This is a genomic window from Kitasatospora sp. NPDC041988, from assembly GCF_055588525.1.
Window position 1 is genome coordinate 15,744 of record NZ_JBVJCO010000040.1, and the last position, 14,306, is coordinate 30,049.

At 72.6% G+C, this 14,306-nt stretch carries 14 protein-coding genes; 2 read left to right on the forward strand and 12 right to left on the reverse strand.

Annotation, left to right across the window (positions count from 1 at the left end; all coding sequences use genetic code 11):
- Positions 1–51 precede the first annotated feature (51 nt).
- Together ACZ6NC_RS31410 and ACZ6NC_RS31415 are read right to left on the reverse strand one after the other, a co-directional pair.
- Complete coding sequence (locus ACZ6NC_RS31410; protein ID WP_465737240.1) at positions 52–1,743, reverse strand: CehA/McbA family metallohydrolase; 1,692 nt, start codon at positions 1,741–1,743, stop codon at positions 52–54.
- Between the two features lie 113 nt (positions 1,744–1,856).
- Positions 1,857–2,708, reverse strand: coding sequence for an SMP-30/gluconolactonase/LRE family protein (locus tag ACZ6NC_RS31415; protein WP_465737241.1), 852 nt, complete (start codon positions 2,706–2,708; stop codon positions 1,857–1,859).
- 128 nt (positions 2,709–2,836) lie between these two features.
- On the opposite strand from ACZ6NC_RS31415, the gene ACZ6NC_RS31420 reads away from it, so the two are divergent.
- A complete protein-coding gene (locus tag ACZ6NC_RS31420) occupies positions 2,837–3,748 on the forward strand; it encodes a polysaccharide deacetylase family protein (RefSeq protein ID WP_465737242.1) in 912 nt (303 codons plus the stop codon).
- A 118-nt stretch (positions 3,749–3,866) separates the two neighbouring features.
- On the opposite strand, the gene ACZ6NC_RS31425 is transcribed toward ACZ6NC_RS31420, so the two are convergent.
- Positions 3,867–4,328: a MarR family winged helix-turn-helix transcriptional regulator gene (locus tag ACZ6NC_RS31425; RefSeq protein ID WP_465737243.1), complete on the reverse strand. Its 462-nt coding sequence runs from the start codon at positions 4,326–4,328 to the stop codon at positions 3,867–3,869.
- A 63-nt stretch (positions 4,329–4,391) separates the two neighbouring features.
- Here ACZ6NC_RS31425 and ACZ6NC_RS31430 point away from each other — a divergent pair, with 63 nt between their 5' ends.
- Complete coding sequence (locus tag ACZ6NC_RS31430) at positions 4,392–4,760, forward strand: VOC family protein (protein ID WP_465737244.1); 369 nt, start codon at positions 4,392–4,394, stop codon at positions 4,758–4,760.
- Positions 4,761–5,233: 473 nt separating this feature from the next.
- Here ACZ6NC_RS31430 and ACZ6NC_RS31435 read toward each other — a convergent pair whose 3' ends face one another.
- The 9 genes from ACZ6NC_RS31435 to ACZ6NC_RS31475 form a co-directional block, all read right to left on the reverse strand.
- Positions 5,234–5,695, reverse strand: a complete 462-nt coding sequence (locus ACZ6NC_RS31435; RefSeq protein WP_465737245.1) for a protease inhibitor I42 family protein — start codon at positions 5,693–5,695, stop codon at positions 5,234–5,236.
- Entirely contained in the window at positions 5,692–6,063 is a 372-nt protein-coding gene (locus tag ACZ6NC_RS31440) for a hypothetical protein (RefSeq protein WP_465737246.1), read from the reverse strand. Before ACZ6NC_RS31440 ends, ACZ6NC_RS31435 begins: the two co-directional genes overlap by 4 nt.
- 25 nt (positions 6,064–6,088) lie before the next feature.
- Complete coding sequence (locus ACZ6NC_RS31445; RefSeq protein WP_465737247.1) at positions 6,089–7,675, reverse strand: putative alpha/beta hydrolase; 1,587 nt, start codon at positions 7,673–7,675, stop codon at positions 6,089–6,091.
- Between the two features lie 3 nt (positions 7,676–7,678).
- Positions 7,679–7,990 (reverse strand): WXG100 family type VII secretion target, encoded by a 312-nt coding sequence (locus ACZ6NC_RS31450; protein ID WP_465737248.1) that lies wholly within the window; start codon positions 7,988–7,990, stop codon positions 7,679–7,681.
- A 326-nt stretch (positions 7,991–8,316) separates the two neighbouring features.
- Positions 8,317–8,700 (reverse strand): barstar family protein, encoded by a 384-nt coding sequence (locus tag ACZ6NC_RS31455; RefSeq protein ID WP_465737249.1) that lies wholly within the window; start codon positions 8,698–8,700, stop codon positions 8,317–8,319.
- Complete coding sequence (locus ACZ6NC_RS31460; protein ID WP_465737250.1) at positions 8,697–9,350, reverse strand: 4'-phosphopantetheinyl transferase family protein; 654 nt, start codon at positions 9,348–9,350, stop codon at positions 8,697–8,699. The genes ACZ6NC_RS31455 and ACZ6NC_RS31460 overlap by 4 nt, the downstream gene beginning before the upstream one ends.
- 145 nt (positions 9,351–9,495) lie before the next feature.
- The gene (locus ACZ6NC_RS31465; protein WP_465737251.1) at positions 9,496–11,844 is read right to left on the reverse strand and encodes an arylsulfatase; all 2,349 of its coding nucleotides are present in this window, start codon (positions 11,842–11,844) and stop codon (positions 9,496–9,498) included.
- Entirely contained in the window at positions 11,841–13,445 is a 1,605-nt protein-coding gene (locus tag ACZ6NC_RS31470; RefSeq protein WP_465737252.1) for an ABC transporter ATP-binding protein, read from the reverse strand. Before ACZ6NC_RS31470 ends, ACZ6NC_RS31465 begins: the two co-directional genes overlap by 4 nt.
- On the reverse strand, positions 13,442–14,305 hold the full coding sequence (locus ACZ6NC_RS31475) for an ABC transporter permease (RefSeq protein WP_465737253.1): 864 nt from the start codon (positions 14,303–14,305) through the stop codon (positions 13,442–13,444). Before ACZ6NC_RS31475 ends, ACZ6NC_RS31470 begins: the two co-directional genes overlap by 4 nt.
- Between the last annotated feature and the right edge of the window lies 1 nt (position 14,306).

The following is a 14,306-nucleotide window of genomic DNA, read 5'->3' on the forward strand; positions in this document are numbered from 1 at the left end:
CGGGTACGGACAGCCGGGTGCCTCGCCCCTACGACTGACTGCTGTCGGAGATCAACCTAGTCCACGGCGGTACCCCGAGTCCTCCCCCCTACCGTCCGCGGACGGCTCTGCGGGCTGCTCGGCGGACTGCTCCGAGGACGGCTCTGCGGACCGCTCCTGCGGCGGGGCATCCGGCCGCAGCACGATCGGGTTGGTCAGCGCCGCCATCGGGCCCCACGGCAGGTCGGGGCCCATCGCGTTGCCCCGTCCCGGGGTGCCGTCGGCCTTCGGGTGGCGGACCTCGGCCCGGACGAACGCGGCGAGCGAGGCGGTCGTCCGCCAGACCACGGTGCCCGTGCCGTCGGCGGGCAGCGACTCCTGGTGGAGCTGGCCCTCGTCGGTGAGGAAGCGGACCGTGCCGCCCGGGACGCCGGAGACGGCGAGCCGTACGTCCACCGGGGCGTCGGCGGGGACGGAGAGCTGTTCGCCGATGCCGGCCTGGCGGCCGTGCCCGGTGGCGGTGAACTCCAGCTGAACGGTGGCCGATTCGGCGAGCCAGCTGCGCCCGGCGCGCAGGCCGTCGAGGACGGCGTCGCGGGTGAGGTCCTCGGCCCGGACGACGGTGTGCGGGGAGCCGATGACCTGCGGGGCGCTGTGCGCGTCGCTGTTGCCGATGGCCGGCAGCCAGGAGCGTCCTTCCCGCAGGGCGACGGCGAGGCCCGCGTCCCAGGTGTCGACCGCCGACTCGTCGTCGTAGGTCCAGGGACCGTTCCAGACCTCCACCGCGTCGGCGTCCTGGTAGCCGAACTTCCACTGGCAGGCGACGTACGGGCAGTACGGGTGCGCGGGCACCACCAGGCCGCCCTGGCGGCGGACCTGCCGGGCGAAGCGCGGGAACGCCTCGTCGCGCGAGCGGTACCGCCAGTCGACGAACTGGCCCGGGCGCAGGCCCAGCGCCAGCCAGTGGCCGTTGCGGGTGGTGACCTCCTCGCCGGGCACGATCAGCAGGTCCGGTCCGGCGAGCGGGCCCCAGACGCCGTGCGACGAGCTGGTGTTGTGGTCCGTCGACACGATGAAGTCCAGCCCGGCCGCCCGCGCGCCCGCCGCCACCTCGGCCGGCAGCCGGCGCCCGTCGGAGTGCACGGTGTGCAGGTGGCAGTCGCCCCGGTACCAGGCCCGCCCGCGCCCCCGGGCCCGCTCGGGCGGGTAGGACGGGGTGAACTCCGGCCCTGGCGCGCCGAACCGGAGCGTGATCGTGACGTGGTAGTCGAGCCCCTGCGGCGCCACCTGGTAGGGGCCGAGCGCGACGTGCCACGTCCCCGGGCGGATCGGGCCCGGGAGGTAGCCGGGCGTCGCCTGGTCGCGGGCGACCGTGAACTCGGTACGGAACCCGCCCGACCAACCACGGAAGCCGCGCCCGCCGAGGTCGGTGCCGCGTTCGTCGAAGAGGCCGATGTCGCAGGAGTTGCCGGGGGTGCCGGCGGGGACGGGAGGCTTGTCGTAGCCGTAGGAGACGGCGATCTCCCGGACACCGGACGGGACTTCGAAGGGAAGGTGGACGAAGTCGGGTGCGCCGGTGGGGAGATGGCCGGTGAGGGTGATCGTCCGGTCGGGCGCCGTCCCCGCCGCGTGCGCCGCCCCGGCGGAGGCGGCGGTGGCCGTGAGGCTGAGCGCGGTGACGGCGCCGCCGGCCAGGCCGGTTCGGAGCAGGTCGCGACGGTCCAACTGATGGCGTTCGGTGGTGGGTTCGTCATTGTCGGTCATCGGGGCCTCCGGTCTCGGGCAGCGGCGGCGGGTGGACACCCGGCCGGCTCGCCCGCCTCCCTACCCGCGCTGGTGAACCGGTGATGAGCCGGGCCCCACCGGCGTACGGCGGCTCAGTGAAGGACGCCCGGGACGTCCACCGGCACGGCCAGTACCTGGCCGGTCCGGGCGTCCTCCGGCGGTGGCCACTCGGCGGCGGTCAGGTAGAGCGTCCGCCCGTCCGGGCCGCCCAGCGCGCACGAGAAGCACCCCCGGTCGAGCGTGACCCGCTGCACCACCTCGCCGCCCTCCCGCACCCGGACGCAGCAGCGGTTCGGCACGTCCGCGAACCAGAGCGCGCCCTCCGCGTCCAGGCTGATCCCGTCCGGCGCCGAACCCTCGACCGCTGCCCAGACCCGCCGGTCGGTCAGGCCGCCGTCCGGCTCGATGGTGAACGCGGTGAGCCGGCCCGCGTACGACTCGGCGACGATCAGCGTCGAGCCGTCCGGGGTGATGGCGATTCCATTGGGAAAGGCGAGGTCCCCGGCCACCTGCCGGACGGCCCCGTCCGGGGTGACCAGCGCGAGCAGCCCCGGCCCCGGGGCCTCGCCGCCCATCAGGTCGAACCCGATGCAGTTGACGTACGCGTTGCCGCGCCCGTCCACGGCCACCTCGTTCCACGGCCGGTCGCAGACCGCCCGCAGGTCCGCGTACGGGGTGAGCGCGCCGTCCGCCTCGCGGCGCAGCAGCCGGCGGTCGCTGCCGGCCACGACGAGCAGGCGGCCGTCGGGTGTGGGCAGCCAGTCGATGCAGAAGGGGAACGAGGGGATGCGGGCGACCACCGTGGCGGCGCCGTCCCCGCCGACGGTGAGCAGCTCCTGCGCGCCCCAGTCGCAGACCCAGAGCCGGCCGTCGTGCCAGCGGGGGGACTCGCCGAGGGCGAGGCCGGTGAGGAGGGGGACGGGGGTGGCGGGGGTGTCCGGCATCGGGTGCTCCCTGCGCTGGGTGCCGGCATGGCTGGCTGCCGGAACGGACTGGTGGGGTTGCGGCGGGTGACGATCGATCGGTTCATAGAAGCAGATGATCGGAATGTCTGAAATATGTGGAGGCGGGTATGTCGCTGAGTCGGCGGACACTGCTGATCGCAGCGGCCGGCAGTGCACTGGCGGGGTGTCAGGCAGCAGTCAAGCCCGCCGAACGGGTGACGGCCGCGGCGCCGTCCCAGACGGCACCGGCGACGCCCGAGCCCTCCGCCACCCCCGCACCGCCCGTCACTCCTCCCGCCGTCCCACCCACTGTTCCACCTGCCATCCCACCCGCCTTCACCCGGGCCGTGGCGGTGGACCGGTACGGGGTCCTCGAACCGGCCGACTGGGGCCTGGAAGTGCCCGGTGTGATCACCGCACTGCCCGACGGCGAGCAGGCCACCGCACTCACCTTCGACGCCTGCGGCGGCCCCGGCGGCTCGGGCTACGACGCCGACCTCATCGACCTCCTCCGCACCCACGACATCCCCGCCACCCTCTTCCTCAACGCCCGCTGGATCGACGCCAACCCCGCCGAGTTCGAGAGCCTCGCCGGCGACCCGCTGTTCGAGATCGCCAACCACGGCACCCTCCACCGCCCCCTCTCCGTCACCGGCCGCTCCGCCTACGGCATCGCCGGCACCGGCGACGCCGCCGAGGCGTACGACGAGGTCGCCGGGAACAGGGAGAAGCTCACCGCCCTGCTCGGCCACCCGCCCCGCTTCTTCCGCTCCGGCACCGCCCACTACGACGAGGTCGCCACCCGCATCGCCGCCGACGTCGGCCAACGCATCGCCGGTTTCACCGTCAACGCCGACGGCGGCGCCACCTTCACCGGGGCCCAGGTCCGCCAGGAGGTCGCGGCCACCCCACCCGGCGCCATCGTCATCGCCCACCTGAACCACCCGGCCGGCGGCACCGCCCCCGGCTTCGCCGCCGCCCTCCCGGCCCTGCTGGCCGACGGGCGCCGCTTTGCCCGGCTCTCGGACGTCCTGGGCTGAGCCGGGCGCCGCAGAGCGCTGCTCTGGCACAGCGGATGCCGGCGGTTCGAAACCGTCCGCGCCCACCCTTTGAACAGCAGGGAGCGGTAAAGGCCCAGGTCAGTAAAGTCCGGAGCAGTTACGTCGCCGATGCGGGCGGTTCGGTCAGTGAGGCGATGCACGTAGTGAGCAGGCGCCGCATCTGGTCTTGTTCGCCGGCATTCAGATTGGCCAGCATGTCTTGCTCGACGCGGCGAACCGCGGCGCTGGCCACGTCGAGCTGGCGGCGCCCGCGGGCGGTCAGCTCGGTGGGCAGGGCCCTGCCGACGGGTGCCTGTGCCGGGCGGACGACGAGTCCCTGGCGTTCGAGGGCCTGCAGGAGCACATTCATCGACTGCCGGGTGACGAAGGTGCCACGGGCAAGCTCGGAGTTGGACAGACCCGGTCGTTGGGCAAGCAGCTCCAGGCAGGAGTAGTGGGTGATCGTCATGCCCAACGGCCTCAGCACGGCTTCCAGGGCGGAGTGCAGGGCGCTCGCGGCCGCCTTCAGCATGTACCCCAGTGATGTGTCCAGCTCGATTCCGGGCTCGCCTTGACTCATGTCAGTAGTCTGACATACATTTTTGGTGTCAGAAGACTGACATACCTTGAGGAGGTAAGGATCGTGGCCGTTACCGGACCCGACTTCATTTCGCTGCAGGTGCGCGACCTGGAGCGCTCTGCCGTTTTCTACGAGCAGTACCTGGGGCTGAAGCGCTCTGACGCAGGACCGCCGCACGCTGTCGTGTTCGACACCAAGCCGATCGCGTTCGCCGTCCGCGAGGTCGTCGCGGGCGTCAACCTGGACACGATCGCGCAGCCAGGCCAGGGAATGGCGCTGTGGCTGCACGCCCCCGACGCGCAGGACATCCACGACGCCCTCGCAGCCGCCGGCACGACGATCGTCTCGGCGCCCGTCGACGGGCCGTTCGGCCGCACTTTCACGTTCGCGGACCCCGACGGCTACCAGGTGACCCTCCACGACCGCGGCTGAGCCGGGCGTCCTGGTCTTCGGCGCGGCAGGCGCCCTGAGCGGGCTTCTCACAACGGCAGGCCAGCCGCCGGGACACGGCAAAGCCGCTCGTCGAAGCAGGCTTTGATGTCGCCTTCCACGATCCACTCGTACTTCCTGGACGTGCGCAGACGCACCTCGGCCACCGCGTCGTGCCGTTGCTCCGGGCGCGTAGGTGGTGACGGGAATGTAGGCCGGGCGGGAGTCGAACGGTACGGCAACAGGTTGGCCGGCGGCCTCGATCCGGGCGCTGTACGAGGCCTGGGGGCACAAGCAGGTCGGCTTTCGGCAACCCTTCGCCGACTCGCCCCGTTGCGCCGTCATGCTGCGAACCCTCCGCTGAGGAACGAGATCTGACGCAGCGATGCCCCGGTCCGGCCTGCTGGCCGGACCGGGGCACTGTCCGTGGGCCCACCTCTACGGGCTGTTCCTCCGCATGGCCCTGGAGGCCCGCCCTACGCCCGCACGTCCACGGTGAAGCGGCGGTCGACCTGTTCGGGTGCCATGTCGGCCGGCGGCGCGATCACCCCGCCCGCGTAAAGGTTGTGCAGGGCGATCTCCGTCCGGCCAGGGCCCTCGGCGCGGAAGACGAAGAAGTGGCGGCCGCCCGAACCGAACACGCCACCGGACATGCCGAGGAGGTGGAGGTTGGCGATGTACTCCTCGTCCGACACCTGAACCGTGGCCGTGTCGGGGCTCGGCACGGCCACCGTCCACGCGTCACCCCAGGACGGGTGCTCGTCGACCTCGATCGAGAACAGCTGCCCCGGCTTGACGGTGAGCTGTCCCGAGGTGGCGGTGAACACCTTGCCGTGGTCGAGCTTGCCCCGGGTCAGCAGGTGGACTCCCACCGCTCCCGCCGCGAGCACGACGACCAGCACGCCGGCCACGGTCAGCAGAAGCCGCCGTCGCGTCATGACGTTGCCTCCCGGCTGGTCACCCGCAGGGCGAGGACGGCGGCGACCGCGTCCAGCCAGCGGGCCACCAGCAGGTCCCCCGACGGTTCCTGGACGACCATCGCGGCCGCCTCCAGCCACCCCCGTGCCACGGCCGCCGCCGGGCCCGGCAGCGGTTCGGGCAGACCGGCCGCGTAGCGGGTGCCGCCCGCCCTGACCACCTCGCCGAGGAAGACCAGGGCGCGCGGCAGCACGCCCAGGCGGTCGGCGGCGATGGCGGCGGCCACCGCGCCGTCCCCGAACAGGGCCGAGCGGTGCGCCCCCTCCGACGGCAGGCCGAAGCGCAGCAGGATCTCGATGTCGAGCGCGGCCAACTGGCTGTCGCTCATGGAGTGTGGAGTGCTCACAGCGGCCTCACTTGGGGAGCTGGACGTGGTCGGCGACGGGCATTCCGCCACCGGCGGCGGCGCCTTCCATGTGGTTGTTGACGAAGTCGCTCTCGCTGACCCAGACGGTGTAACCCCAGGGGTTGTAGATCTCTAGCTGGTCGCCGCGATGGCCGATGATCATCATCTGATGGCCGTCCGGACGGAACCAGGTGTCCTCCTTGACGCCGACCGGTACCGGCTTGCCCTGGTCCACCGCCGCCTCGACCTGGGCCAGGACATTGCGGCGCTGTTCGGCGTCGTCGTCCAGGTCCACGGTGTGGTAGCTCGCGCCGGTGTGCTTGGCGATCTCGTCGTTGGCCATGTCCTTGGACTCGTAGTTGTACCTGCCGTCCGCAATGAACTCGTGCCACGACCCCTCCGAGTCGTAGACCCGGTTCGTCTCCTTGTCCCAACGGTCCTTCGCGGCCTGGCCGTTGTCGTACGCCGGGTCGCCGGGGCGGCCGCCGGTGGTGAGCTGGAAGGCGAACATCGGGTCGACCATCGCCCGGGCCGTGACCGTCGAGGCGGCCACGCAGGTCGGGTGCTGGCCCTGGCTCCAGGCGACGCCGCCGTAACCGGTGCCGTTCGTGTCGGACGAGAGGGAGGTGAGCTGCACCGGGGAGATCCGCTGGGCCAGCCAGTTCGGGTCGTCGCCGTGCTCGTGGATCTGTGCGCCGAAGGCCTTGACCTCGTCGTAACTGTGCCCGGCGGCCAGCGCCTTCATCAGGTAGGCGCGCTCCTCCGGGGACTTCGCGCCGGCCAGCAGTTCGTCGAAGCGGGCCCGGTCGGCGTCGCTCATCTTGTCCATGAACTGGGCGGCCCGGGTCACGTCGTTGGCGGTGAGGATCGCACCGGCCTCGTCGCTGCCCAGGAGGGAGGCGTCGACCAGGACCAGTTTGTCGGCCGCGCCGAGCCCCTTGTTCTTGAACTTGCCGGCCAGTGCCTTGCCCGCCAGCCCGTTCAGTTCGCGGGCCGCGGCGCGGCCGGCGTCCTCGGCCTTCACGGCTGCGTCGAACATCGACTTGATGCCGTCCTTGGCCTTGGCGTGGGCCGAGTGCATCTTGTCGTCGTCCCAGTGCACCGGGTCGGGTGCGCCGGCGACGGTGATGTCGTGCAGCAGCCCGAGTGCCTCCCGCAGTGGGGCGTCGCCCTGGCCGTGCAGCGTCTGCGCCTGGCTGAGGGCGCCGGCCAGCGTCTTGAGGTGGTCGTGCCCCTTGGCCAGTGTCTCGCGGCAGCGCTGCAGGTCGTCGGCGGAGGCCTTGACGACCTCGACGGCCTTCTCGCCGACCTGGCCGGTCCAGGCCTCCGGGAGCCGCTCGGACGCCGTCCGGGCGACCTCCAGCTGGACCTGGTCGAGCTGACTGCCCGCATTGTGGTAGGCGGCGGCCAGTTCACCCAGCTTCCCCGGATCCCCCTTCGGGGCGTCGAGCTGCAGGGCGTCGTGCACCGCGTACTTGAGGTCGCCGGCGCCCCACATGCCGTGCGACTCGTCGATGGTCTTCTTGAGGCGCTCGACCTGTGCCCGGTGGCTGCCCGGGTCGGTGCCCAGCGGATGTGCGTCGTGGTCGGGCATCGGTCACCGCACCTGGAGGTGCTGGGAGATCTTGCCGTCCACGCCCGCGTAGTTGGCGGCGGTCTTGCCGACCTTGTCGCCGAGGTCGTGCAGCGCGTCGGTGTTGACGCCCAGCTCGTCCTGCCAGGCCGACCAGAAGGCCTTTGCCGCCTCCGGCGCGCCGTACGGCCCGAAGGTGCCCTCGCCGGACATGCTCAGCCGGCCCAGGGTGTCGCGGATCGTCCCCACGTCGTTGCCCGCGGCGGTCAGTTTGCCCGCCGCCGAGTCCAGCTTCTCCGGGTGGGCGGTGAAGCCCGTCCCTGTGCTGTCGGTCATTGTGTCCTGCCCCCGTTTCCCTTACGGCCCGTCAAGGCCGCCGCACAGCATAGCCGCAGCTCGGAGGCGGTCTGGCGGCCCGAACCCGCCCGTTACGACACTGTCGCGAGGTGGGCACAAAGCGATCGGAAACGGCCATCCACGGCCTTGCCCGGGTCAAGGGAATGGCAGCTCGAAGGCCCGCAGTCGTCCGAGGGCGATCGCCGCCCGGGTCGTACGCCCGAGTCGGGACCCGGCCACCGAGCCTGAGGGCCAAGGGTCGGCCGGCCTGCGGGCGCCGCACTGCCCGGCCTGCTCCTGCGCTGACCGGGTGCCGCACCGCCCGGTCAGCGCAGGAGCAGGCCGCCGGGGAGTTCGTCCTCGATGATGGTGACGAGCCAGTCGAAGACGGTCGGACCCCGGCCGGCCCGGGCCTCGGCGAGGCGGGTGCCGACGTGGTCGCGGTTGGTGGGGTGGCAGCGGGCGAGCATCAGCTCCAGCTGCCGGGCCGTCTCGGGGTGGGCGAGGTGGCGGCGGGAGGCCTCGTGGTCGTGCCACTCGATCGCGTAGTCGCCGTCGTCCGGGGTGCCGAAGCCGCCGCGGAGGCAGTCGGCGAAGGCGTCGAGGTTGCGGCCGAAGTAGCCGCCGCAGCCGATGGAGCGGCCGGCCTCGGCCCAGAATTCCTCCAGGGTGGTGACCCGGGTGCCGTCGATGACGTAGGTGACGGTCACGGCAGGACGGTGATCGCGGTGGCGAGGAGGCCGTTGCGCACGGTCCAGCGGCCGGTGAAGGAGTCGAGGCTCCGGCCGTCGACGACCGGGCCGGGGACGAGGAGTTCGGCGTGGAAGGTGCCGTCGGTGTGGAGGGTGAGCTCGGCCTCGCTGAAGTCGAGGAAGAGGTGGGTGAGCGGGAACCAGGTCTTGTAGACGGACTCCTTGGCACTGAACAGGAGGCGGTCCCAGGGGGTGTCGGGGTGTTCGGCGAGCAGCTCGGCGATGCGCTTCTGCTCGGCGGGGAGGGCGATGGCCTCGAAGACGCCCTCGGGGAGGCGGAGGGCGGGTTCGGCGTCGATGCCGAGGGAGACGACGTCGCCGGCGCGGGCGATGGCGGCGCCGCGGAAGCCGGCGCAGTGGGTGAGGCTGCCGACCACGCCGTCGGGCCAGCCGGGGGCGCCGCGCAGGCCGGGGACGAGGGGGCGGTAGGGGACGCCGAGGCGGGTGAGAGCGAGGCGGGCGCAGTGGCGGACGGTGGTGAATTCGCGGCGACGGGAGTCGACGGCGCGGGCGATGACGGCCTCTTCCTCCGGTTCGAGCCGGGCCTGCGGCGGGTCGTCGTACGCGACCTCCACCACGACGGTTTCGGGCAGCAGTTCGCCGATCACAGGTCCCCCCTGAGTGTGTGCCGTGCGGACGGGACGAGCCTAACCCGGCCGGCCCCCGCGGCGGGGGCCGACCGGGCGACCGACCGGGCGAGCGGCCAGGTGAGCAACTGAGCCAGTGGCGGGGCGAGCGGCCGGGGGTGTGCGGCTACTCGAAGGCCGCGGCCGCCTCGCGGAGGGCCCGGGCGACCGTCTCGGGGTCGTACGGGGCGGGCTCGCCGGGCAGGTAGGTGACGGCGCGCAGCCCGCCGGTGTAGCGGAAGGAGCGGTGGCGCTCGTAGACCGGCCAGGAGACGGGGGACTTGCGGTCGACGCCGACGCTGATGCCCTGGAACGGGGCCATGCCGATCAGCTGGTGGACCGGGCCGAGCCGGCCTGCCTCGGTGCCGTCGACCAGTACGCGGAACTCCCACTTGAGGTCGGCCACGGCAGTGGCCTCCAGGGTGATCCGGCGGGCGCCGGCGGCCAGTGGGCCGGCCTCGGCCTCGAAGAGGTCGCCGTACTGGTTGTAGGCGAAGCGGAGCCGGCCGTCCTCGACGTAGAGGCTGTAGCCGCCGCCCTGGTCACCGTGGGAGACGAGGACGCCCTGGTCGTCGGCGCCGTGGGCGTCCAGCTCGACCTCGACGGTGAAGGAGCGGAAGGAGATCAGGCGGGAGGAGCGGTACCGTTCCAGCTCGGGCGTGCCGGCCAGCAGGGTGACCGGGCGGCGCAGCCGGTCGGCCTCCGGGCCGCGCAGGGCGAGGGCGCCGCTGCCGTCGGCCAGCGGGAAGACGCCGTCGCGCCAGGCGGAGGCCTCCCAGGCGGCGGCCAACTCCTTGACCAGTGCGGGGTGTTCGGCGGCGACGTCGTGAATCTCGGTGGGGTCGGTGCGCAGGTCGTACAGGGCCCACTCGCTGTCGTCGTAGGGTGCGCCGAAGCGGTGCAGGGTGACGAGCTTCCAGCCGTCGCGGTAGTAGCTGCGGTTGCCGGTCATCTCGCAGTACTGCTCGGGGTGGGTGGAGGGGGCGTCCGGGGTGCGCAGGACGGGGGCGAAGCTGATGCCGTCGAGCGACTGCACCGGCTTCCCGGCGCGGTCCGACGACCGTTCGACGCCGGCGAGTTCGAGCAGGGTGGGCAGGATGTCGGTGACGTACTGGTACTGCGGGCGGACGCCGGTGTCGCCCACGGCGCGCGGCAGGCCGGCCGGCCAGGAGAGGACGAAGGGCACCCGGACGCCGCCCGCGTAGGTCTGGCCCTTGTAGAAGCGGAACGGGGTGTTGGAGGCCATGCCCCAGCCGCGCGGGTAGTGGACCAGGCTCTGCGGGCCGCCGATGAGTCCGATCTCGCGCTCGACGTCGGGGTTCCAGTCCTCGGGCAGGTCGGGGTGGTGGACGAAGCGGCTGAAGTAACTGCGGGTGCCCTCGGCGCCGCCCTCGCCGGTGCCGCCGTTGTCGGAGGTGAACACGATGATGGTGTTGTCGAGTTCGCCGAGCGCGGCGAGGGTGTCGGTGAGCCGGCCGAGGTTCTGGTCGACGTTGTCGACCATCGCCGCGTACACCTCCATGTAGCGGGCGTACAACTTCTTCTGGACGTCCGTGAGTTCGCCCCACGGGCCGACGTCGTAGCCGGTCTCGCCGTTGCGCTCGGGGAGCTCGGTGCCGGGCGGGAAGTGGCCGGCGGCGAGCTGGCGGGCAAAGCGGGCGGTGCGCAGCTCGTCCCAGCCGTCGTCGTAGCGGCCCTGGTGCCGGGCGAGGTCGGCCGGTTTGGCCTGGAGCGGGCCGTGTACGGCGTTGTGCGCGAGGTAGAGGAGGAACGGCTTCTCGGCGTCGTGTGCGCGCAGCGACTTCACCATGGCGATGGCCTGGTCGGTGATGTCGTCGGTGTAGTAGTAGTCGTCCGGGAACTCGTCGATGTCCAGGGGGCTGTTGTCACGGACGAGTTGGTGCGGGTGGAAGAGGCTGGTGAGGCCTTCGAGAACGCCGTAGTACTGGTCGAAGCCCTTCTGTAGGGGCCAGTTGGTGCGGCTGTCGGCGGCGTTGGAGGCGGAGTCGCGGGTGAGGTGCCACTTGCCGACGGCGTAGGTGGCGTAGCCCTGGTCGTGCAGCAGTTCGGCGAGGGTGGGGATGTCCCCGGCCACCTCCATGCCGTAACCGGGGAAGCCGGGGTCGGCGTTGGCCACGAAGGAGTAGCCGACCCGGTGCGGGTTGAGGCCGGTGAGCAGGGCGGCGCGGGCGGGGGAGCAGAGCGGCATGGTGTGGTAGTTGGCCAGCTTGACGCCGTTCGCGGCGAGCCGGTCGAGGGTGGGCGTGGGGATCTCGGAGCCGAACGGGCCGATGTCGCTGTAGCCCATGTCGTCGATCAGGACGACGACGATGTTGGGCGCGCCCTCACGCGGGCGGACGCGCTCCGGCCAGGCGGGTGTGGAGACGCCGAAGGTGCGGCCGACGCTGCCGGGGAAGCCGGCGTACGGGTCGCGGCGGTGCGGGTCGTGCGGCCGGGGATCGGGAGTGGTGGTCATGCGCTGCTCCGGGTGGTGAGGCGGGGGGCGGACTCCAGGCGCGGTACGGCGGCCAGGAGTTCGGCGGTGTAGGGGTCTTCGGGCGCGGTGACGACGCGGTCGGCCGGGCCGGTCTCGACGATCCGGCCGCGGTGCATCACCGCGATCCGGTGGCTGACCTGGCGGACCACCGCGAGGTCGTGGGCGATGAAGAGGATGGCGAGGCCTAGTTCGCGTTGCAGCCGGGCGAGCAGCTCGATCACCTGGGCCTGGACGGAGACGTCCAGTGCGGAGACCGGCTCGTCGCAGATCAGCACGCTCGGTTCGGGTGCCAACGCCCGTGCGATGCCGATGCGTTGGCGCTGGCCGCCGGAGAAGGAGCGCGGGTGCCGGTCGGCCATGGCGGGTTCCAGCCCGACCTGGCGGAGCAGTTCGGCGACCCGCCGCTCGCGGGCCGCGCGGTCGCCGAGGCCGTGGGCGATCAGCGGTTCGGCGATGATCCGGCCGGCGGTCATCCGCGGGTTGAGCGAGGCGTACGGGTCCTGGAAGACCATCTGCACCTCGCGGCGGGCCGCGCGCTCCCCGCCGCGTCCGAACTCCTCGCCGCGGAACCGGATCGAGCCCGACGAGGGTGCGTGCACCTGGACCAGGGCGCGGGCCAGTGTCGACTTGCCGGAGCCGGACTCGCCGACCAGTCCGAGCGTCTCGCCCGGGTGCAGCTCCAGGTCGACGCCGTCCAGCGCGGTGACCGCCCGCCGGCGGGGACCGTACGTCTTGCCCAGGCCGGTGACGGTGAGCAGTGGTACGGCGCCCGGGGTGCTGTTGGCGGCGGCCCCGGAGGGTGCGTCCAGTCGCGGCACGGCGGCCAGCAGCTGCTTGGTGTAGGGGTGTCGGGGTGCGGCGAGGACGTCGCCGGTCTCGCCGTGCTCGACCACCCGGCCACCGCGCATCACCAGGATCCGGCGGCAGGTCTGCGCGATCACGCCGAGGTCGTGGCTGATCACCAGCAGCGCCGTGCCGGTCTCCCGGTTGATCCGGGCGAGCAGCCGGAGGATCTGCTGCTGGACGGTCGGGTCGAGGGCGGTGGTCGGCTCGTCGGCGACCAGCACCTCGGCCTTGTTGGCGAGCGCGAGCGCGATCATGATGCGCTGGCGTTGGCCGCCGGAGAACTGGTGCGGGTGGTCGCGCAGCCGTTCGGCGGCGGAGGGGATGCCGACCAGGTCGAGCAGTTCGACGGCCCGGGCGGCCCGCTCGGCCCTGCCCGCGCCGCCGTGCGCCCGTAGTGCCTCGTCGAGCTGCCTGCCGACGGTGAGCACCGGGTTGAGCGAGGACATCGGGTCCTGGAAGATCATCGCGATCCGCCGGCCGCGCAGCCCGCGCAGGTCGCCCTCGGGCAGCGCGGCGAGGTCCTGCCCGTCCAGCTCGACCGAGCCCCCGGTGATCCGCCCGCCGGCCGGCAGCATCCGCAGCAGCGCCAGCGCGGTGGTGGACTTGCCGGAGCCGGACTCGCCGACCAGCCCGAGGGTGGCTCCGGCGGCCAGCTCGAAGCCGACCCCGTCGACGGCCTTCGTGCCGTCGAACTCGACCGTGAGGTCGCGTACCTGAAGGACGGGGCGGCTCATCCGCGGATCCCCTTGTTCAGGGCCTCGGCGATCAGGGTGAAGCCGAGGACCAGGGCGGTGGTGGCGGCCAACGGGGCGGCCGCGAAGGTGGGGTGGGTGGAGAGGTAGGCGACGGACTGGCTGAGGATGGAGCCGAGGGTGGGCTCCGGAGGCCGGACGCCGAGGCCGAGGAAGCTCATCGCGCCCTCGATGAAGACGCCGATGGAGAGGGCGACGGCGGTCTGCACGATCAGCGGGTCGGCCGCGTTGGGGACGACGTGGCGCAGCAGCACCCGCAGCCGGGAGGCGCCGCCGACGCGGGCGGCGAGCGCGTACTCGCGCTCGCGCTGGACGAGGATTCCGGCCCGCAACTGCCTGCCGAAGCCGGGGATTTCGGCGAGGGCAATGACGATGAGGACCGGCCAGCGGCCGGGGCCGAGGACGGCGGTGACGGCGAGCGCGAGGATGAGCCCGGGGAAGGCGAGCAGCAGGTCGAAGACGCGTTGCACGGCGAGGTCGGCCCAGCGGGAGGAGGCGGCGAGCAGGGCGAAGGAGCAGCCGAGCAGGGCGCCGGCCGGGACGGCGGCGAAGGTGATCGCCAGGTCGGTGCCGATGCCGTGCAGTACCCGGCTGAACAGGTCGCGGCCCATGTCGTCGGTGCCGAAGGGGTGTTCGGCGCTGGGGCCGGCCAGGGCGAGCGCGCTCTGGGCGTTCGGGTCGAGGTCGGTGAGCAGCGGCGCGAGGAGGGCGGCGAGTGCGACCCCACCGACGAGGGCGAGGCCGGCGAGGCCTCGGCCGGTGAGCAGCCCGGCCAGATAGCGGTTGCGGCGCGGGCCGGCGGCCTCCGACGGGTGGGTGGTCGAGGCTGTCAGCGTGGTCATC